We start from the raw sequence: 20,810 nt of genomic DNA, 5'->3' as shown, positions 1-20,810 counted from the left end.
CCTTAGTTGTCTTTAGATACGTCAGACTCTTTGGGTTTATCTTTTCCTCCTCCTTTAGAAGGTTGGCCCTTGACCGTGATTTCATTTTTTTCTTTATCCAAATCTACCGTCAATGTGCCTCCGCTTTGAATTTCTCCTCTGAGGATTTCTTCAGCAATTGGATCTTCAAGATATTTTTGAATAGCACGTTTCAGTGGTCTAGCACCGAAATTGGTGTCATACCCTTTCTCCGCGATGTAGTCTTTGGCAGTATCTGTCAGTTCGATATGATAGCCCAATCCTTCGATACGTGCGAACAAAGATTTCAATTCGATATCGATAATCTTGAAGATGTGCTCTTTATTCAAGGAGTTGAATACGATGACATCATCTACGCGATTCAAGAATTCTGGAGCAAAAGCGCGTTTCAAGGCCGTTTCGATAACACCTCTAGCGTGCGAGTCAGCTTGGGTTGTTTTTGCAGCAGTTGTAAATCCTACTCCTTGCCCAAATTCCTTCAACTGACGGGCTCCGATATTAGAAGTCATGATGATGATGGTATTACGAAAATCTACCCGGCGACCAAGACTGTCTGTCAACTGTCCTTCATCCAATACCTGTAACAATAAGTTGAAGACATCGGGATGTGCCTTTTCAATCTCATCCAGTAAGACTACTGCATAAGGTTTGCGACGGACCTTCTCTGTCAATTGTCCACCTTCTTCATATCCTACATATCCTGGAGGCGCTCCCACTAATCTGGATACCGCAAATTTCTCCATGTACTCACTCATATCAATCTGGATCAACGAATCCTCCGAATCGAACATGAATCTAGCCAACTCTTTTGCTAACTCGGTCTTACCAACCCCTGTAGGGCCTAGAAAGATAAAGGAGCCGATTGGTTTTTTAGGGTCTTTCAACCCAGCACGTGTACGCTGTATGGCTTTGACCAACTTTTGAACGGCGTCATCTTGTCCAATGATACGTCCCTTCATCGAATCACCCATGTTCAATAGCTTTTGGCTATCCGTCTGGCTGACACGTTGGACCGGAATACCTGTCATCATGGAGACCACTTCGGCAACATTGTCCTCGGTAACGAGGTAGCGCTTAGTTTTGGTCTCCGCTTCCCAAGCAGTCTTCTCACGTTCCAATTCTTCTAAAAGCTTTTTCTCCGAATCCCGGAGCTTAGCGGCTTCTTCGTATTTCTGACTGCGAACAACCTTGTTTTTCTCGACCTTGACCTCTTCGATCTTTTGTTCGATATCAATGATGGACTGTGGTACATGTATATTGTTAAGGTGGACACGTGATCCAGCCTCATCCAGTGCATCAATGGCCTTGTCCGGAAGGAAACGGTCAGTGATGTATCGGGTGGTCAATGACACACAGGCTTCAATAGCTTCAGGTGTGTAGTTGACATTGTGATGCTCTTCGTATTTATCTTTGATACGGGTCAATATCTCGATGGTCTCATCATGAGACGCAGGCTCAATGGTGACGCGTTGGAAACGACGGTCCAAAGCACCATCTTTCTCGATATATTGTCTGTATTCATCTAACGTAGTAGCTCCGATACATTGAATCTCGCCCCTAGCCAAAGCAGGTTTGAACATGTTTGAGGCATCCAAAGAACCCGAAGCACCTCCAGCGCCAACAATAGTATGAATCTCATCGATGAATAGGATGACATCTGGAGATTTTTCCAATTCGTTCATCACAGCTTTCATCCGTTCCTCAAATTGACCACGGTATTTCGTTCCTGCTACAAGAGAGGCCAAATCAAGTGTGACTACCCGCTTGTTGAACAAGACACGTGACACTTTGCGTTGGATAATACGAAGCGCAAGACCTTCTGCAATGGCAGATTTACCAACACCAGGCTCCCCAATAAGCAAAGGATTGTTCTTCTTACGACGAGACAAAATCTGTGATACACGCTCGATTTCTTTCTCCCGGCCCACGATAGGATCTAGGCGACCTTCCTCGGCAGCTTTTGTCAAATCACGCCCAAAGTTGTCCAATACCGGTGTCTTAGACTTGATATCCGACACTTTCTTAGGCTGGTTGAATTGCTCCTCTTCTGGATAATCATCATCCCCACCTGCTGAAGAGCCCGGAGCCTCATCGGTAATGGTGGTTTTGTTTTGCTCAACCTCATTCTTGAACACATCGTAGGTAACTTGGTACTGTTGCAGAATCTGAGAGGCGATGTTTTCGTCGTCACGCAAGATTGCAAGCATCAAATGCTCAGTGCCGATGATGTCGCTTTTGAATATCTTTGCTTCTAAGTATGTGATTTTAAGTACTTTTTCTGCTTGTTTTGTTAGTGGCATGTTGCCAATTGGTGCACGAGACACCGATGAACCTTTTACGGCATCTTCAATAGACTGTCGTAGAGTTGCAGTATCGATACCGATATTTTTCAAAATCTTAATCGCCACTCCATCCCCCTCACGAATCAACCCAAGTAAAAGATGTTCTGTGCCAATATAATCATGACGAAGACGTAAAGCTTCTTCTCGGCTATAGGATATTACATCCTTTACGCGTGGTGAAAATTTTGCTTCCATGTAGTTTACCTTTCTGTTTTTGAGTTCGAATTAAGGATAATATAAATGTATAAATATATATCCAAAAGTCTTACCCTAATTTTCTATTAATGTTATCAACAATTACGCCATACGTCTAAATCTAGCAAAATGTCAGTTTATCGGGCGGAATAATTATCTTTGTTTACAAAATAGTTACAAAAATCAATATGTCTGACGAGAAAATCATCTTTTCGATGGCAGGTGTAAACAAGATTTACCCGCCTCAAAAACAAGTTTTAAAAAACATATATCTTTCCTTTTTTTATGGTGCCAAAATAGGGGTGATCGGTCTCAACGGATCGGGTAAGTCTTCTGTTTTGAAAATCATTGCTGGATTGGACAAGGCCTACCAAGGGGAAGTGGTTTTCTCCCCAGGATACACCGTGGGCTATCTTGCGCAGGAACCGGTATTAGATGAGGAGAAAACTGTCCGTGAGATTGTTGAAGAGGGTGTTGCGGAGATTACAGCTGTTTTAAAGGAATACGAAGAAATCAACGAAAAGTTTGGCTTGCCAGAAGTGTATGAGAATGCAGATGAAATGGATAAGCTATTGACCCGACAAGGGGAGTTGCAGGATAAAATAGATGCTACGAATGCTTGGGAACTTGATGCCAAATTGGAGCGCGCAATGGATGCGTTACGTTGTCCCGAGCCACAATCCTTGATTGCCAATTTGTCAGGAGGAGAGCGTAGAAGGGTGGCACTATGTCGTCTTTTGCTACAGGAGCCCGACGTGCTGTTGCTGGATGAGCCCACCAACCACTTGGATGCGGAGTCAATCGACTGGTTGGAGCAGCACCTACAACAGTATAAGGGGACGGTCATCGCAGTGACGCACGACCGTTATTTCTTAGATAATGTGGCGGGCTGGATATTGGAGTTGGATCGGGGAGAAGGTATCCCTTGGAAAGGCAACTATTCTTCTTGGTTGGATCAGAAAGCAAAGCGTTTGGCGCAAGAAGAAAAGACAGAGTCCAAACGTCAAAAGACTCTGGAACGTGAGTTGGAATGGGTGCGTATGGCACCAAAAGCCCGTCATGCCAAGTCCAAAGCTCGTTTGCATAATTATGAAAAATTAGCCTCGGAGGAGACGAAGGAAAGGGAAGAAAAATTGGAACTTTTCATTCCTCCTGGACCTCGTTTAGGGAATGTGGTCATCGAAGCCAACGACATTTCAAAGTCTTATGGCGATCGCATTTTGTTTGAAAACCTGAGTTTTTCACTTCCCCCAGCAGGAATTGTAGGCATAATTGGTCCCAATGGTGCAGGAAAGACAACCCTTTTCCGACTGATCACGGGACAAGAAACGCCTGATACGGGAACGTTCAGGGTAGGTGAGACCGTCGTATTGGGGTATGTGGATCAGATGCACAATGATCTGGACCCAAACAAATCCGTTTGGGAAAATATTACAGATGGTCAAGACAATATTCTTTTGGGCAATCGTCCAGTGAACTCTAGAGCCTATGTCTCTAAGTTTAACTTTAACGGTGCAGACCAACAGAAGAATGTAGGTATACTTTCGGGCGGAGAGCGTAATCGGGTACATCTGGCCATTACGTTGAAGAAAAGTTCGAATGTCCTGCTACTGGATGAGCCGACGAATGATATCGATGTCAATACACTACGAGCATTAGAAGAAGGTTTGGAAAACTTTGGTGGTTGTGCCGTGGTCATCTCGCACGATAGATGGTTCTTGGATAGAATATGTACGCATATTCTTGCTTTTGAAGGTGACTCACAGGTATACTTCTTTGAAGGGAATTATTCCGAATACGAAGAAAACCGGAAAAAACGGTTGGGAGATATAGGACCTAAGCGAATCAAATATAGAAAACTGGTAAAATAATCAAGTGGAGGCTGCAAAACTATTAAAAGCAATCATTGATAACGCTATCGATGGCATTATTACAATCGATAATAGGGGGAACGTGGAAACTATTAACCCAGCTGCGTCTAGTTTATTTGGCTATTCGCCGGAAGAGGTGATTGGGAGTAATGTATCTCTATTGATGCCTGAGCCAGACCGGAGCAACCATGATGGGTATATCCATAATTATCAGACAACAGGTAAGAAAAAGATTATCGGAATAGGTCGTGAAGTACGAGGGAGGCGGAAGGATGGGACGACGTTCCCATTCCGGTTGGCTGTGAGCGAAGTGTTTTACCACGATAAAAGTATATTCACAGGTTTTATCCATGACCTTTCAAAAGAAAAGGAAGCAGAGGATAAGCTGTTGAAGCACGCCTTGGAATTGGAGCAAAAAATCAGTGAACGGACCAAGGATTTGATCAAGACGGTTTCTGAATTGGAGAAAGCAAAGGCTGAGGTCAGCAACTCTTTGGAAAAGGAGAAAGAACTCGGCCAAATGAAATCTCGATTTGTATCGATGGCCTCTCACGAGTTTAGGACGCCTTTGAGCTCGGTACAGCTGTCGGCGTCCCTAATCGAAAAGTATATCGAAAAGCCCGATTTTCTGAATGTTCGCAAACATACTTCCCGTATCAAAAGCTCAGTGCAACTATTGACTAATATCTTGAATGATTTCCTCTCGTTGGAGAAATTGGAAGCTGGGGTAGTTGCCGTCCAGATGGAACGGATCAACCTGGTTTCGCTGGCCGAAGAAGTGACGGAAGAGATGCAAATGATCTGTAAAAAAAATCAACATATCGTATACGAACATACAGGGGTAGAGGCTGAATTTCTAATGGATGCGCATCTCTGGAAAAGTATTGTAATCAATCTCATTTCCAATGCTGTTAAATATTCAGGAGAAGATACCTTTATTGAATTCAGTACAAAGATTGAAGATGGCAACTGTACCGTCAACATCAAGGATAATGGAATAGGCATACCTTACGAAGATCAGGTAAGTCTATTCGAACCTTTTTTCAGGGCACATAATACGGGGAATATCCCGGGCACCGGCCTCGGATTGAATATAGTAAAACGTTATGTAGAGCTTCTCGATGGGAAATTAGAGTATCGATCCAGCATCAACCAAGGAACGGCTTTCTTACTCACATTTTCGTCTGATAAATAGTCTTTAGAAAAAGCTGTTTATACAAATCTACCCACAAGAAGAATGGTTGAAGGCTATGCTTTGACCCTTACATGATAGGCATGGGCTCGCTGCATTGGGTTTTGTAGATGCAAACATTTTATCTAAGTTTGAACAATTAGGTTAACATTATTTGAATAATGAGGAAGAAAAATATTTTGATTATTGAGGATAATTTTGAAATTAGGGAGGGAACTTCCGAAATTTTAGAGTTGACAGGATATTATAACGTGTTGACAGCTGAGAATGGGAGGGTAGGCGTAGAAATGGCATTGGAGAACACACCAGACCTGATTCTATGTGATATTATGATGCCGGAGCTTGACGGCTATGGTGTCCTTTATATGTTGAGCAAACACGAGCAAACCGCTACAATTCCCTTTATTTTTTTGACGGCAAAGAGCGAACGCATTGACATGCGCAAGGCCATGGAAATGGGGGCTGACGATTACCTCACCAAGCCTTTTGACGATGTAGAGCTTCTAAATGCAATCGAAAGTAGATTGAAAAAGAGAGGTCAAATGGTGGCCAAATCTTCCGTAGGAAGTGGCGAATCACACCTGAGTGACGAAGAGCAGCACCTCATGTTGAAAGAGCTTATTGATTCTTCTCGTATAAAGGAATTCAAGAAAAAGCAACTTGTGTTTGAACTCAAAGACAATCCGATTTTCGTCTATTACATAATCATAGGAAAGGTTAGAAGTTTTTTGAGTTATTCGGATGGACGTGAGCTGTCTACAGATATTTATGTAAGGCATGATTTTTTTGGATATGAAGCCGTGTTATTGAATGAAGAGTATACAGACAGTGCGATTGCATTGGAAGATTCCGAAATAGCGCTGATTCCCAAGGACGATTTCTACGAGCTATTATTTCGAAAACCGGCCATTGCAGGCAAGTTTATCAAATTATTGTCTGGCAATTTAAAAGAGAAAGAAGAAAAACTGCTGGAACTGGCGTATGACTCTGTCCGCAAACGTGTAGCCAATGCTTTAATCGATGTAGCAGAGAAGACTCGTCCAGATGAAGACGGTGGGCATGTGCTACACGTGTCAAGGGAGGAACTGGCCACCTTGGCGGGTACCGCGAATGAAACAATCAGTAGGATATTGGCTGACTTTAAAGAAGCTAATCTCATTAAGAAGAAGGGGAATGCCATTCGTATCTCTTCGGTCAATAATCTGAGACAAATCAGATAAGTGTACATATTAATGATAGGTGAAGGCGAATATCGTATAGCGATATTCGCTTTTTTTATGCAAAATAAGTGACGAAAGTCATTTCTAAACATGACCTTTTTCATGGCTTTCTTTTGGTATTAGATTTACATTTGTTATGTGTTATCGCAAAATCGAGGAGATATTACATGAAAGTTGTAGCCTATAACATTAAGCCTGAAGAGAAAGAGATATTGGTTTTGGCCAATAAAAAGGTGCATGACCTTACTTTGATCTCTAATGGTTTGGACGGTACCACCGTGCACTATGCTGTGGGGAAGAAGGCTGTCATTGTATCAGAAAAGGATTTTTTAGATAAAAGTATCTTGTTTGAACTTAAGAAATTAGGCGTGCTGTATCTCATCACACGCTCTATAGGTGTACAGCATATAGATGCTACAGAAGCCGAATCTTTGAACATAAAGATTGCGAACACACCTTACGAAAACCAAACAATCGAAGGCGTAGCTAAGCAAACGATCCGAAACCTGAATTTCTGGGAAAATGGGAAATGTATAGGCAGGGCATGTTGCTGTTCGAAAGATTGCAGTGAGCGGCTTGATAACGTCAAGCATTACAATAGAAAAAGATAAATTATGGAGGATTTGATTTCGAAATATAATGTTGCCGCTCCGCGGTATACGAGCTACCCAACCGTCCCTTTTTGGGAAAATGACAGTTTTGGTAGTTCCAATTGGAGGCAACGTGTTAAAAATACGTATGTTGATTCAAAATCTGGAGGAGTCAGTATCTATATCCATCTCCCATTCTGTGAGGACCTGTGTACTTATTGTGGATGTAATACCCGAATCACTAAAAATCATAAAGTAGAGGAGCCTTACATAACGGCTGTCTTGAAAGAATGGGAAATGTATGTCCAAATGATGGGCGGAGGTTCTATCGGTATATGTGAGATACATCTAGGAGGGGGTACACCTACCTTCTTTCAGCCTGATAATTTGGAACGCTTGATCACAGGGATATTGGAGGGACATACACCGACGGCAGATGCATCCTTTTCATTTGAAGCTCACCCTGCAAACACGACTTTTCAACATCTTCAAACGCTTTATAATTTGGGATTTCGTAGATTGAGTCTTGGGATTCAGGATTTTGACCCAGAGGTGCAGTTTGTCATCAACCGTAGGCAAACGGTTGATGATGTAGCGCGCGTAATGCGTGATGCAAGGGGAATCGGTTATACATCTATTAATTTTGATTTGATTTATGGATTGCCGTTGCAGACGATGGAAAGGGTAGGAGATACCATCACTAAGGCTTTGGCAATGGAACCCGATCGTATTTCGTTTTACAGCTACGCCCATGTGCCTTGGGTCAAACCAGGACAACGCCGATTTACGGAAATGGACCTCCCTCAAGGACAGGAAAAATTGAGTCTCTATCAGTTAGGAAAGCAGTTGATTAGTGAGGCTGGATATGAAGACGTAGGGATGGATCATTTTGCAAAACAGGGCGATGAATTGTTCCGGGCCTTGGAAGCCGGGCGTTTGCATCGTAACTTTATGGGATATGCCGATCGTTACACACCTTTGATGATTGGGCTTGGTGTATCATCTATCAGTGATGCATGGAGTGCATTTGCACAAAATGTGAAGACAGTAGAAGAATACCATCGGTTGATTGAAGCTGACGTACTCCCAGTAGTGAAGGGGCACTTGTTGAATGATGAAGACCTTCTGTTGAGAAGATATATTTTAGATGTGATGTGCAAAGGAAAGACGATGCTTGCGAGTGATTCGACACTGACTCCGCGTATCCAGAAGCGATTGATGCCTATGGTTGCAGACGGCCTTGTCACATACTCAGGGACAGATGTAAGGATTACGGAAATGGGGAAATCTTTTCTGAGAAATATTTGCATGGCTTTTGATGAACGTCTTTATCAAGCCAAGAACAATGAGCAGCTGTTTAGCCAAGCGATATAGAAAATAAGTGCGTAATAGAATAGTGAAACCAATAAATCGATAGAAGAAGGGTGTTTATAGGCTCTAAATATTTATACAGATGAATGATAGCAGTAATCCAACCATAGAAAGTGCGAAGTGTTATCACTGTGGGGATGCAATAAGCAGTGGACATTATGAACTCGATGATCATCCGTTCTGCTGTTTGGGATGCCAGACGGTCTATCAGATCTTGCATGATAATGATATGGGGAGCTATTACCAATATAACGTGCATCCGGGAAAGGCTAATCGGACCAAAAGAACTGACCTGAGTTATCTTGATGAAGATGCGATTGCAGCCAAACTATTGGACTATAAGGACGACGAACGTTCGATTATTACGTTCTATATTCCTGTGATCCACTGCAGCTCGTGCATCTGGTTGTTGGAGCATCTTTATAAATTGAATCCAGGGATCCTATCTTCTCAAGTGGATTTTATGAAACGACAAGCGACGCTCCGATTTAAGCATGCGGATATCTCGCTAAGGGAGGTAGTAGAGCTTTTGACAGATATTGGTTACGAACCTAAAATCACATTACAGGATGTAGTCAAGCAGGGACAGAAATTTGAACAGGGCAGCTTGGTCCGCAAGATTGCTGTAGCTGGATTTTGCTTCGGAAACTCTATGATGCTGAGTTTTCCCGATTATTTTGGAATGGCCAGTTTCGAAAAAGAATATGCCGCCTTTTTTGGATATGTCAACTTGGCCTTCGCTATTCCCGTTTTGGTATACAGCGCTTCGGATTATTTTAAATCGGCATGGTTGAGTCTTAGGCAGAAGAGGATGAATCTAGATGTGCCCTTAGCATTGGGGATATTCATTTTGTTTGTTCGAACAGCCTGGGAAGTGTTGAGCGGCACAGGAGCTGGATTTGCAGATACGCTTTGCAGTTTGGTCTTTTTTATCCTTATTGGTAAGTGGGTGCAACAACGTACATATTATCACCTTTCATTTGAAAGAGATTATCGCTCGTACTTTCCTGTCGCGGTGACGGTCCTGACGGAGAAAGGGGACAGGGCGACTCCGATTGCGGATATTCAAGTCGGTGATCGTATCTTGGTACGAAATAATGAGATTATTCCAGCAGATGCCATCTTATTGAAGGGGCATGCAGCAGTAGACTTTAGCTTTGTAACAGGTGAATCCCATCCCATCAATAAAGTGTTGGGAGAGGTAATCTATGCAGGGGGACGACAGCTGGCCGAGGCCATAGAGCTGGAAGTGGTGAAGCCGGTGTCCCAAAGCTACCTAACCAAACTATGGAACAATGAAAGCTTTAAGGCCCAGGACAAACAGTTTGACACCTTTGTTGGGTTCATCAGCAAATACTTTACGATAGGTCTTTTGATGATTGCATTTACCGCTACCGTCATTTGGCTGTTCCATCAGGATACAAATCGGGCTTGGGGAGCCTTTACAGCTGTATTGATCATTGCTTGTCCCTGTGCTTTGGCGCTAAGCTCCCCATTTACACTTTCTGCGGCGCTGAGTATCTTTGATAAGAATAAGTTTTATGTAAAGAATACGGGAGCTATAGAGCAAATGGCGGCTATAGATACGATTGTATTTGATAAAACAGGGACTATATCCTCACCCACCCAGTCATCTGTTTACTTTGAGGGGGATTTGGATGAAGACGAATTGCTCATGGTATCATCTGTTTGTCGGAATTCAAGCCATCCCCTAAGTCGAGAAATAGTGAAATGGATTGCCGCTCCTAAACACTTGACATTGGATAGTTATCAAGAGATCGTAGGGGGAGGAATAGTAGCAACAGTTCGTGAGCAGGAAATTAAAATCGGAAGCGCTTCATTTGTAGGAACCACACATAATGAGGAGAGCGGTTCGGTAGTGTATGTTTGTATAGGCGATAGAATAAAAGGCCGATTTACACTAGAGCAGTCTTGGAGACCCCAACTCGCGACAGTCATTAACAGTCTCCAATCCGAATATGAACTGCATTTGGTTTCTGGCGATAACGATAGGCGGACAGATGCGCTGAAATTGATTTTTCCGTCAAATACGACCTTGTTGTTCAACCAAAGTCCAGTTGACAAATTGCAAGCGATAGAATCCTGGCAGGATAACGGCCGGACGGTATGTATGTTAGGAGACGGGTTGAACGATGCAGGGGCTTTAAAGCGCGCTGATTTGGGGATAGCGATAAGCGATGATATCAACAACTTCTCACCAGGTTGCGATGCGATTTTGGATGGGGAGGGTTTTGATAAGCTTCCTGTATTTTTTGCCTTTGCCAAGGATGCAGTCAAAGTCATACATATGAGCTTTCTGATATCCATTGCTTATAATGTAATCGGTTTGAGCTGGGCGGTACAAGGGACGATGTCACCGCTATTTGCGGCTATCTTGATGCCTATTAGTACCGTTACTATCATATCGTTTACCAGCTTGATGACGCGCTTTTATGCCAAAAGAAAAAAACTAATCTAAGAGCCTGAGTAAATTTAGATGATGAAATTTTTATACGCTATTTTTGAACGAGACGAAGCGTATTTTTTGAGCTAGCGGCGTCTCTACCGCAAAAAAACATGACGAAGTCGTCAGCCAAAAAGAGACATAAAGAAATTATTAGATGAATTTTAAACAAACGCTAAGTTGGGATGTTTGAAATAAATAGGCTCATGGCAGCATGATGCGACAGATATTGTGTTTTTAATTTCTATATTTATCATTCCTCATTTTAATGGGTGAGGAGGGCGTTACAATATATTTTTGATATGACTATTATCTTTTTTTTGATTGGCTGTAGTATTTTCGTTGCCTTAGTTTTTTTAGGAGCGTTTTTTTGGTCTCATAAATCGGGACAAAATGACGATACGTATACACCTTCCGTCCGTATTCTCTTCGATGACGAGATTAAAGAATCATCGGATAAACGCCAGAAATGACAGGATCCAATTCCGTTAGACGCTGCTTTGATTTAAGCGTCTGCGACGATATATCCCTCCCAGCACTGATCGATTGCGGTATCGGGCACGTGACACGTTTTGATGAAAAGTAACGAGTCAATTGTATTTTGAACCATAAACCTAATAGACACAAAATGAAACTATGGAAAATAGCCACTTGGATATTGATCTATCATCTGGCATCTTTATCTCAACTACAGGCACAAACGACACTATCATTTGGAACCGAAGTCCCGCTGAGTACCCTAACGGGCAATACCAAGACCAAGGAAAAAGCAATAAATTGGATAGATGTCAATACAAGTCCTGATACTTGGTACAAGCAAAAGGATTTGTTGGTTTGTAAAGGATTGCCTATTGGGGTGATGCGGTCTGAAAAGATGTATGAAAACTTTATACTGCACGTAGAGTGGCGACATATGGAAGCGGGCGGCAATTCAGGCGTATTTGTCTGGTGTGATGCGGTACCTCAAGAAGGGTCCCGTTTACCTGCTGGAGTTGAAGTGCAAATGCTTGAGTTGGATTGGGTGAACCAAAATTTCCAAAACGGCGTGCCTGCTCCTATAGCTTATGTACATGGTGAGCTGTTTGGAGCGGGAGGAGTGAAGACCATTCCTGATAATCCAAGAGGTGAACGTAGTAAATCTGTCGAAAACCGAGCAAAGGGTAAGGGCGAGTGGAATACATATGAAGTTGTCTGTGTAGACGGCACCGTCAAGCTTTCGGTAAATGGGAAGTTTGTGAATGGTATTAGGCAATCCTCTTCGCGTAAAGGCTATCTTTGTCTAGAATCTGAGGGTGCGGAGATACATTTTCGAAATCTGAAGATTATCGAGCTCCCTTAGTAGAGGATTTGTCTATCTGCTTTTAATTGTTGGAACAATTTGATGACACCTGGTACTTGTATAGGCTCTTGAATATAAGATTCAAAATCAAAATAAGCGATTTTTTCGATTTCAAGACTTGGTGTAGGTTGTATTGGAAGTCTGTATAGGAAGCAGTCCTGTTCCATCATTAATTGATCTTCTCCATAAGCTAAGGCTTGGATATGGCAATAAAAGTTGATGTGTTCGGGAATCAAGGTTACCTTTAATTCTTCTTCGATTTCTCGTATTAGTGCTTGTATTGCTGTCTCCCCCGAGTCGACTTTTCCTCCTGGTAGATACCAAGCCTGTTTATTCTTGCTGTATGCCAATAATAAGCTGTCATCTTGGATGACAACCAGACCTGCGGTGTATAGTTTATTCATGTCGTAAAATTTACGGCTTAAAAATAGCCATATTTATGCACTAAATATATTTGGTCATCACAATTTCGTAAATAGTAGAGGCTTTCTCACGTTTGTGCTATTGATATCGGATATTTGGAAGTCTATTTGAAGATGTGCTGTATATTAGCTAAGTTTAAGTAAATCAAATAGAAGAGATGATGTCTTATCTTGAAAGTGCCCGAAAACAATTTGAATATTATAAAAATTTAGGAGATTGTACATTCCAACAACTCACGGATGAGCAGCTTTTTTGGAAGTTTAATGCCGAGAGTAACAGTATTGCGATGTTGATTAATCATTTGGCCGGAAATATGCACTCGCGGTGGACGGATTTTTTACATAGTGATGGAGAAAAAGAATGGCGGAATCGAGATGCAGAATTCGCAGAAAGTGGGTTGAAAACGCGGAAAGAGCTGATGGAGTATTGGACTTCGGGTTGGCAATGTCTGTTTGATGCTTTGACAAGTGTCGGATCGGAAGATCTGGAGCGCATCGTGTTCATTCGCAATCAAGGGCACACTGTTATGGAGGCTATCAATCGACAATTGGCGCATTATCCTTACCATATAGGCCAAATCGTAATGATTGGTAAGATGATGTGCAATACCGAATGGGAAAGTCTTTCCATCCCAAGAGGCAGTTCAAATGAATATAATCGTGTAAAGTTTTCGAACGAGAAGCATGTCGAACACTTTACAGATGAAATATTGAAATCAAAAAAAGCGCACTAGGGATTTCTTTTGGTGTGGTTGTTGCTTAGCTATTATATAATAGATGGAAGTCTTGAACACTAACCTTGCCTGTGTCGGGAAACTTTCGTCAACAACTAAGGAGGTAACGATGAAGAAATCTGTTTTGTATATATTGGCATTTTTATTGACTATTGGCATGACAATGTCCTGTAGTTCATATCACCATAGTCACGGAAGAGGAAATAAGGGAATGCCACCAGGACAAGCTAAAAAGGTCTATGGTAAAAAATCTGCTCGTGAATATGCACCTGGCCAGCAGAAGAATAAGAGCAAGAAGCATCATAAATAGAATGGTTGGGGCTATTAAGGGGTGTCATAATCTATAGCCATAGTCCCTACGTTACGATTTACTAGGGAGCGAGTTTGCTAATTCAAACTGTTTCAGCCATCGGTTCAAGACGGCTGCCTCTTCATATTTTTCTTCTTCAGCAAAAGCAAACATCAGCTGCTCGATGTTGTCGAGCATAAGTGTATGCTCTGGAAAATGTCCATGTAGATCCCGATAGTCGGAGATGATATCAATGAGGTAGATATGGATATCGTACTCGAGATATTTTTGATGATGGTTATTAGATTCCTTTATCCACGACTTTTCTTTTCTAAAACCCGACTTGATGTGGTCAAGGCAGGCATTTTCATATCGACTTCTGAAAAGTAGCAGTTCTTCCCTAAGCTTCTCCCTTGTCGACTGTAGAGCGTCATAAACGTTATTTAGTCGTTGCTGAATTTCCGTTTCTTTTGATACAATAGGCATAGTACAAGGATTATTATGGTTACCAATGTGTTTGTCGCAGATGCTATGTAGTTAATAATAACCTGTTTATATATTAATTGTTTGTAACAATTGAAAAAAATTAAATCGGAGACAGCTATGTACGATGAGCTTTTGAAGTAGTAACCCACATCGGTGTAAAGAATGTTAAATATTCGTTAAAAATTCCAAAATATTTTGAATGATATGGTTGTCATGCTTATATTTGTCGTTCATAATTTAGGTTAATAATTGGTTAGTGAAGGTCTTCAATCTCCCCGGTTGAAGACCTTTCTTGTATACTGATATTGAGTTGAATCAATACTATAATATCAACCCAGCCAATCAATGCTTCGAGTGATTATCGTTCGTATAGCTCAATAGGTAGCTGATCGGGATCATTAAAAAAAACAAATCTTTTTTCAGTGAGTTCATCGACTCTGATAGGTCCGTGGGCTACTTGGTAGCGATCCAACTTTTGAATTTCATGTTCTATATCCTCCACCAGAAACGATAGGTGTCGAAGACCGCAAGCTTCTGGATTGGTCACACGCTCAGGAGGGCTAGGGAAGGAGAACAACTCTATTACATATAGACCATTGATAGCGAGGTCCAATTTGTAGGATTGCCGCTCGGCTCGATAGGTCTCCTGTATGATTTCGAGCCCAAGTATAGTGGTGTAGAAATGCTTAGAGACAGTGTAGTCACTGCAAATAATGGCCACATGATGTAATTCGGATAATGTTAAACTCATAATGATGGATTAGGGTTCGTCACAATATATAGTGGTGACCTTTGTAAATAGACTTTGGTAGGTTTCCATAAATTGAGGATCATACTTGGGTCTTGGAATACTACTATTTACACAGTTCCACCAACCATAGGTAACAACATATGCAAAGGCTTTCTCATATTTATCGGGAGAGGCCAAATTTTGTTGGTACTGCTTATAAAGTAATTGTGGAGCAGCATTTTTTTTCATTTGATCTAAAGTTAGTTGCTTGTAAGCTTCGAGCAGCACTTCCCCTCCTTTGGACAAGGGGATGGCGTAGCGCGTATTGCAGCAATCTGATGTCTTATATTGGAGTATGGATGCGGAGTTAAGATAAGCCTTTAATATAGTAGACTTGGCTTTATATTCTTCATCTAGGGAGAGGATAAGCGAATCCCGAAACAAGGTGAATATAGGTTTGTCAATAACCTTGAAGCCCCTTAATACGTTTCTTTTTTTTGCGTAATCATCCGCTAACTGAGTGAGTAGCTGTTTGGTGTCGTCTGGACTATCTTTGCGCGGACTTCCATACCCCAACAACCAACTTTCGCCATAATATAGGGAATGGGTGTCTTTGAGCTCTTGCTCGTTATAAAGATGGGTATTGTATACTCCCTCGTATTCGCACATCTCATCGGTGAAGCGATATTTTTTTTGTTGGGCGGTCGCCATCGATACGGACACCAGCAACGTGTAAAATAGGAGTAAAAACAGTTTTTTCGTCATATAGCGCTGTGTTTGTCTTTCTAAAGCTAATCAATTTTGCTATTTTCACACAAAAGTATTTTTTATGATCGGAAAAGAGAAAGATATCAATGGATATCGTTTGGAGATTTGCGCAAGCTCGGTCTCTTCGGCCAGAGCTGCACAAGAGGGGGGAGCAAGTAGGGTGGAGCTCTGTCAAAATTTGGAGAATGGGGGTACGACGCCTTCGCATGGACAGATTATGAAGACGCGCAGCTATCTGGATATTGGAATCCATGTTTTGATACGTCCACGTGGGGGTGATTTCTTATATACTTCGGATGAATTCGAAGAAATATTGGCGGATATCGAGTATTGTAAGGAGGCGGGGGTAGATGGAGTCGTGATCGGTATTTTGGACAAGCAGGGAGCTGTAGATATGAAGCGGATGCAAATTCTTATCGAAAAGGCTAAACCATTAACAGTTGTTTTCCATCGAGCTTTTGATAAATGTAGAGACCCTAAGGCGAGTTTGGAGGATATTATTGCCTTGGGCTGTGATCGGATACTAACTTCAGGACAGGGGAATACGGCTTGGGAGGGGCGTCAATTGCTTAATGAATTAATTGAACAAGCTAATGGTCGAATCGAGATAATGCCGGGTGGTGGTGTGAATGAAGATAATATGAAACAGTTGCTCGAGGTGACGGGCGCCCTGTCATTGCATAGCTCAGCGAAAATGGATGTGCCTAGCGCCATGGAATATAAAAACTCGTTGGTACAGGGCATGGATGAAGGAACGGTAGTATCATCCACAAAAAAGGTCCACCATATGGTAGACATCTTGAAAAACCTTTAAAGTTGCAAGCGCAACTTTAAAGGAAAAAATAAAAAAATATCTTAGTTATTTCGCTTGTGAAGCTAACTGATTTAAGATAGCGTCATTCTTAGTAATCTGACTGTCTTTAGGCATTTGTGATTTTGAACCTAATTCAATATTACGGCCTAATTTCAAAAACTGCACTTCTACGCGTGAAACAGTTTTATTTCTTCTATCTTTTCTTTTTAAACGTGTAACTCCCATTTTGTTAAATCTTTTTGCTGTCAATAAAACGAGGTCGGAAGCGGATTCGAACCGCTGTGGGAGGTTTTGCAGACCTCTGCCTAGCCACTCGGCCATCCGACCTTCTTGTTTGTTTATCCCTCGAAGGGAACGCAAAATTAAAACTATTATTTGACATATGAAAGGGTTGGTCAAACAAAATTTTAAAATAAAACAAATCATGCACTGTGCTAGTGAATTAGCTATAATCTTATATAGCATAATATATAGAACCGTTAATTTAACATATTTTGAAAGGTCTTGTAATGAGTTTATTACGTATGCTTTGAAGAGATATTTTTCTTTTTGGTCTCAAACTTGCTATAACCTCTGTGTCTAAAAGTAGACACTAAAAATAATTAAAGAAAATTGTTATGAAAAAGATTTTACTTTCATTAGGAGCAGCATTTCTTTTAGCTGCAGGAGCACAAGCTCAAGTAAGTTATGGTATCAAGGCTGGATTAAACTTGCCGAAAATGACAGTTTCGGGTGGGGGAGCATCAGCTTCTACTAGCACGTCAACCAACTTTTACTTAACTGGATATGCAGACCTTCCTGTAGCACCAAATTTCTCTGTTCAACCAGGTCTTTCCCTACAGGGTAAAGGTGGAAAAGTTGAATGGACTGATAACATCGAATCTAAAACAGATTTAATGTATTTGGAAGTTCCCGTAAATGCAGTTTATTACATTCCTGCAGGGGCAGGTAATGTGTTCGTTGGGGCAGGTCCATATGCTGCCTACGGTATCTCGGGTAAAACTAAGACAGGTGATGTAAAAAATGATGTAGAGTGGGGTGATGATGGTTTGAAAAGATTTGATGCGGGTATCAATACAATGCTAGGTTATAAACTGGCTAATGGATTCCTCCTGAATGCTGGTTATAGCTTTGGGTTGGTAGATATGTCGGGTTCTGATGGAAACGGATCTGTCAAAAACAATGTATTGTCTTTTGGAGTTGGTTTCCAATTCTAAATCACAGCAAATACTTTTGTCGAAGCCTCCCGCAAGACTGCGGGAGGCTTTTTTATGCTATTATTAGGAAAACATTCTTAATTTGGAATTGTTAACACGATGTAATCTAAATGCTATGCAAAAATTTTTTACGTTACCTTTCTATCTTAAGCTCGCTTGCGTGCTGATCACTATCATTGCGTTGGGATATTTGGCGAAGATTGGCGATACCATTATTGTGCCGCTTGTTTTGGGTTTGCTATTTGCCATGTTGCTCGTCCCATTGAGTAATTTCCTTGAAAAGAGACTTAAACTCCCTCGTACTTTAGCAGGTATGTTGTGCGTGATGCTGTTTTTTGGTGGGCTGGTGACGGGACTTTATCTATTGGCCTCTCAACTCACGATGCTCAAAGATGATTGGCCTGCTTTCAAAGACCAAATCTTGGCGGGAGCAGACTCCATACAACAGTGGTTGAATAGCCAGTTCGGCATCAAATACAATGAACAATTGGACCTTTTGAATAAGACGGCGTCGAAATCGGTGGATTCGGGTACGCTTATACTGGGTACTGCCCTATTATCGCTATCTAGTACCGCAATTTTTCTAGTCTTTACATTCCTCTATACTTTTTTTATTTTAATCTATCGTGGACATATCATGCGATTCATGCTGTTGTTGAATGCCGAACAGCATCATGCCATCGTATTGGAAATTGCCGCCGAAGTGCAGTACGTTGTTAAGCGTTATTTAGTAGGGCTGTTGTTGCAGATGCTCATGGTGACTACCTTGGTCTATATTGCATTAGCAATAATAGGTGTTAAATATAGCTTGCTGCTGGCCATTATCACCGGGGTATTTAATGTACTGCCTTATATTGGTATATTCTCATCTATGTTTATTGTTTCTCTGATTACATTTGCAACATCCTCATTTACACACGTCCTATTCGTGTTGGGGGCCATGAGTGGAATTCATTTAATCGATAGCAATGTGATCGTGCCTAAAGTTGTGGGGTCCAAAGTAAAAATCAATTCCTTATTTGCGATGATGGCGATTATCGTCGGTGAACTCGTATGGGGTATCGCAGGGATGTTTTTGGCGATTCCGCTCTTGGCCATCATGAAGATTATCATGGATCGCATTGCCGAATTGAAGGCCTGGGGCTTCTTGTTGGGAGAGGAAGAGCGTGTAAAGAAACCAGACCATAAGATGCTTAAGGCACTGTCGGACAGAAAGTAAGATTAAGAACGAGTATAATAATTTTGTTATAGCGAAAAAATAAAGGATTAAAGCCTTGCTTTTCCTTGGATTAAAGCCTAGTTTTGCGCCATCTTAAAAAACAAATTATTATATAACATGAAGAAAATTTTACTTACAATCGTAGCCGTAGCAGGTTTAACAGTAGCTTCTAAAGCACAAGAGTTTGGTTTTGGAAAAGGTAACTTTATCGTGGAAGGTAACTTTACATCTTCTAACACTAACGACAAAGCGACCAAAGAAAAAACTTCTGCTTTCATTTTTAATCCTAAAGCGGGTTACTTCGTAACAGATAAAATTGCTGTAGGAGTACAATTAGGTTTTGGTCAAGGAAAAGAGACTACTTACGTAGCTGATGTCAAAAATGTAGCAACTGATAAAGCATTTACAGTAGGTGCATTTGGACGTTACTACTTCTTAGAAGTAGGTTCACGTTTCAAAACGTACACTGAAGTAGGTGTAGCGTATGCTAACGAAAAAATTGGTGAAATTAAAGTAGGAGACAATACTACTGATGCTACAAAATTCAATGGTTTTGGTGCTAATGCTGGTATCGGAGCAAACTTCTTCTTAACAGAGAAAATTGCTGTTAATTTTGCTTTTGCTGACGTTATTTCATACGGTTCACGTAAAGCAGATTTAGATGGTGCTAAAGCGACTACAGCATTCAATACAAATGTTAACGTATTCAATAACTTCTTTGATACAGCTAAATTTGGATTGACGTTCAAGTTCTAATCCAGTTTACAACGAGAGCAAAAGGCGCAAGGGCAACATCCCTTGCGCCTTTTTGTTTATATGATGGCTGCTCAAATAATTCAGAAGTACAACCTCGCTATTAACCGCCGCGCTTAGACCTCCCCAGGGTCCTCTATCTTCGCTAGAAGTGAAGTATCACTATTGCTATCCAATATGGTGTTCATGATGATAGTAGAGCGCATAACTGTGATGAGTACAGCTCCGCTATTAACCCTCACACTTAGATTGGCTCGGAGTCTCTATGTTCGCGTATATATAGGTTGTATGTGTTTGCTACTGCTAACTGGCCTGGTGTTGATAGAGCAATACAATAGATTGTCAGGTTCAATCATAAACAAAAGAAAAGGGCTTTTGATTTTCATCAAAAGCCCTTTTTTGTCTTTCATTAATAGAAATCTATCACACTTTGATTTCTACTTCAACACCTGAAGGTAATTCAAGTTTCATCAATGCGTCAACAGTTTTAGAGTTAGAAGAGTAGATATCTAACAATCTCTTGTAAGCACACAATTGGAATTGCTCACGTGCTTTTTTGTTAACGTGTGGTGAACGTAAAACGGTATAGATTTTTTTCTCAGTAGGCAATGGGATAGGACCACTAACAACTGCACCTGTAGGTTTTACTGTTTTTACGATTTTCTCAGCTGATTTGTCAACTAAATTGTAATCGTAAGATTTCAATTTGATTCTGATTCTTTGGCTCATTTTATTTATTTGTTTAAATGACCACCTATTAGAGCTATTAGTAATAG

Annotated in this window: 21 protein-coding genes and 1 tRNA gene; 14 read left to right on the top strand and 8 right to left on the bottom strand. The window is 41.2% G+C overall.

The window, feature by feature from the left end; genetic code table 11:
- Positions 1 to 2: 2 nt before the first annotated feature.
- Positions 3 to 2,555 carry an ATP-dependent Clp protease ATP-binding subunit gene (locus OQ289_RS17470; RefSeq protein ID WP_270088118.1) on the bottom strand — a complete coding sequence of 851 codons (2,553 nt, stop codon included), beginning with the start codon at positions 2,553 to 2,555 and terminating at the stop codon, positions 3 to 5.
- A gap of 188 nt (positions 2,556 to 2,743) precedes the next feature.
- On the opposite strand from OQ289_RS17470, the gene ettA reads away from it, so the two are divergent.
- The 8 genes from ettA (at position 2,744) to OQ289_RS17430 (ending at position 12,602) form a co-directional block, all read left to right on the top strand.
- The gene (gene ettA, locus OQ289_RS17465; RefSeq protein WP_270088117.1) at positions 2,744 to 4,426 is read left to right on the top strand and encodes an energy-dependent translational throttle protein EttA; all 1,683 of its coding nucleotides are present in this window, start codon (positions 2,744 to 2,746) and stop codon (positions 4,424 to 4,426) included.
- A 4-nt stretch (positions 4,427 to 4,430) separates the two neighbouring features.
- The gene (locus OQ289_RS17460; RefSeq protein ID WP_270088116.1) at positions 4,431 to 5,621 is read left to right on the top strand and encodes a PAS domain-containing sensor histidine kinase; all 1,191 of its coding nucleotides are present in this window, start codon (positions 4,431 to 4,433) and stop codon (positions 5,619 to 5,621) included.
- Positions 5,622 to 5,779: 158 nt separating this feature from the next.
- Complete coding sequence (locus tag OQ289_RS17455) at positions 5,780 to 6,838, top strand: response regulator (RefSeq protein ID WP_270088115.1); 1,059 nt, start codon at positions 5,780 to 5,782, stop codon at positions 6,836 to 6,838.
- A 167-nt stretch (positions 6,839 to 7,005) separates the two neighbouring features.
- Positions 7,006 to 7,449 carry a lactate dehydrogenase gene (locus OQ289_RS17450; RefSeq protein WP_270088114.1) on the top strand — a complete coding sequence of 148 codons (444 nt, stop codon included), beginning with the start codon at positions 7,006 to 7,008 and terminating at the stop codon, positions 7,447 to 7,449.
- Between the two features lie 3 nt (positions 7,450 to 7,452).
- Positions 7,453 to 8,802 (top strand): oxygen-independent coproporphyrinogen III oxidase, encoded by a 1,350-nt coding sequence (gene hemN, locus OQ289_RS17445; protein WP_270088113.1) that lies wholly within the window; start codon positions 7,453 to 7,455, stop codon positions 8,800 to 8,802.
- Positions 8,803 to 8,881: 79 nt separating this feature from the next.
- Positions 8,882 to 11,278 carry a heavy metal translocating P-type ATPase gene (locus OQ289_RS17440; protein ID WP_270088112.1) on the top strand — a complete coding sequence of 799 codons (2,397 nt, stop codon included), beginning with the start codon at positions 8,882 to 8,884 and terminating at the stop codon, positions 11,276 to 11,278.
- A gap of 287 nt (positions 11,279 to 11,565) precedes the next feature.
- Positions 11,566 to 11,736: a cbb3-type cytochrome oxidase assembly protein CcoS gene (gene ccoS, locus OQ289_RS17435; RefSeq protein ID WP_270088111.1), complete on the top strand. Its 171-nt coding sequence runs from the start codon at positions 11,566 to 11,568 to the stop codon at positions 11,734 to 11,736.
- Between the two features lie 155 nt (positions 11,737 to 11,891).
- On the top strand, positions 11,892 to 12,602 hold the full coding sequence (locus OQ289_RS17430) for a 3-keto-disaccharide hydrolase (protein ID WP_270088110.1): 711 nt from the start codon (positions 11,892 to 11,894) through the stop codon (positions 12,600 to 12,602).
- Here OQ289_RS17430 and OQ289_RS17425 read toward each other — a convergent pair.
- Positions 12,599 to 13,006: an NUDIX hydrolase gene (locus OQ289_RS17425; RefSeq protein ID WP_270088109.1), complete on the bottom strand. Its 408-nt coding sequence runs from the start codon at positions 13,004 to 13,006 to the stop codon at positions 12,599 to 12,601. The genes OQ289_RS17430 and OQ289_RS17425 overlap by 4 nt on opposite strands.
- A 176-nt stretch (positions 13,007 to 13,182) precedes the next feature.
- On the opposite strand from OQ289_RS17425, the gene OQ289_RS17420 reads away from it, so the two are divergent.
- A complete protein-coding gene (locus tag OQ289_RS17420) occupies positions 13,183 to 13,758 on the top strand; it encodes a DUF1572 family protein (protein ID WP_270088108.1) in 576 nt (191 codons plus the stop codon).
- 109 nt (positions 13,759 to 13,867) lie between these two features.
- Positions 13,868 to 14,068 (top strand): quinol oxidase subunit 4, encoded by a 201-nt coding sequence (locus OQ289_RS17415; RefSeq protein ID WP_270088107.1) that lies wholly within the window; start codon positions 13,868 to 13,870, stop codon positions 14,066 to 14,068.
- Between the two features lie 51 nt (positions 14,069 to 14,119).
- On the opposite strand, the gene OQ289_RS17410 is transcribed toward OQ289_RS17415, so the two are convergent.
- The 3 genes from OQ289_RS17410 to OQ289_RS17400 all read right to left on the bottom strand — a co-directional run bounded on the left by OQ289_RS17410 (position 14,120) and on the right by OQ289_RS17400 (position 16,028).
- Positions 14,120 to 14,533: a hypothetical protein gene (locus OQ289_RS17410; RefSeq protein WP_033564208.1), complete on the bottom strand. Its 414-nt coding sequence runs from the start codon at positions 14,531 to 14,533 to the stop codon at positions 14,120 to 14,122.
- Positions 14,534 to 14,891: 358 nt separating this feature from the next.
- Complete coding sequence (gene gloA2 / locus OQ289_RS17405; RefSeq protein WP_270088106.1) at positions 14,892 to 15,284, bottom strand: SMU1112c/YaeR family gloxylase I-like metalloprotein; 393 nt, start codon at positions 15,282 to 15,284, stop codon at positions 14,892 to 14,894.
- A 9-nt stretch (positions 15,285 to 15,293) separates the two neighbouring features.
- On the bottom strand, positions 15,294 to 16,028 hold the full coding sequence (locus OQ289_RS17400; protein ID WP_270088105.1) for a hypothetical protein: 735 nt from the start codon (positions 16,026 to 16,028) through the stop codon (positions 15,294 to 15,296).
- Between the two features lie 64 nt (positions 16,029 to 16,092).
- On the opposite strand from OQ289_RS17400, the gene OQ289_RS17395 reads away from it, so the two are divergent.
- Positions 16,093 to 16,845, top strand: a complete 753-nt coding sequence (locus OQ289_RS17395; protein ID WP_270088104.1) for a copper homeostasis protein CutC — start codon at positions 16,093 to 16,095, stop codon at positions 16,843 to 16,845.
- A gap of 45 nt (positions 16,846 to 16,890) precedes the next feature.
- Here the strand turns inward: OQ289_RS17395 and OQ289_RS17390 are convergent, their stop codons facing one another.
- The gene (locus OQ289_RS17390; protein ID WP_033564348.1) at positions 16,891 to 17,070 is read right to left on the bottom strand and encodes a hypothetical protein; all 180 of its coding nucleotides are present in this window, start codon (positions 17,068 to 17,070) and stop codon (positions 16,891 to 16,893) included.
- 31 nt (positions 17,071 to 17,101) lie between these two features.
- Positions 17,102 to 17,172 (bottom strand) — tRNA-Cys (locus OQ289_RS17385).
- Positions 17,173 to 17,462: 290 nt separating this feature from the next.
- On the opposite strand from OQ289_RS17385, the gene OQ289_RS17380 reads away from it, so the two are divergent.
- From OQ289_RS17380 to OQ289_RS17370, 3 genes are all read left to right on the top strand, one after another.
- On the top strand, positions 17,463 to 18,062 hold the full coding sequence (locus OQ289_RS17380; protein WP_270088103.1) for a porin family protein: 600 nt from the start codon (positions 17,463 to 17,465) through the stop codon (positions 18,060 to 18,062).
- 115 nt (positions 18,063 to 18,177) lie between these two features.
- Positions 18,178 to 19,281, top strand: a complete 1,104-nt coding sequence (locus OQ289_RS17375; RefSeq protein WP_270088102.1) for an AI-2E family transporter — start codon at positions 18,178 to 18,180, stop codon at positions 19,279 to 19,281.
- Positions 19,282 to 19,398: 117 nt separating this feature from the next.
- Positions 19,399 to 20,037 (top strand): outer membrane beta-barrel protein, encoded by a 639-nt coding sequence (locus OQ289_RS17370; protein WP_033564213.1) that lies wholly within the window; start codon positions 19,399 to 19,401, stop codon positions 20,035 to 20,037.
- A gap of 420 nt (positions 20,038 to 20,457) precedes the next feature.
- On the opposite strand, the gene rpsJ is transcribed toward OQ289_RS17370, so the two are convergent.
- Entirely contained in the window at positions 20,458 to 20,763 is a 306-nt protein-coding gene (gene rpsJ, locus OQ289_RS17365) for a 30S ribosomal protein S10 (RefSeq protein ID WP_002993539.1), read from the bottom strand.
- Positions 20,764 to 20,810: the final 47 nt, after the last annotated feature.

Source organism: Sphingobacterium sp. SYP-B4668, assembly GCF_027627455.1.
Classification (GTDB): Bacteria; Bacteroidota; Bacteroidia; order Sphingobacteriales; family Sphingobacteriaceae; genus Sphingobacterium.
Note: the sequence above shows the minus strand (reverse complement) of the source record. Positions and strands in the feature narration are given on the sequence as shown.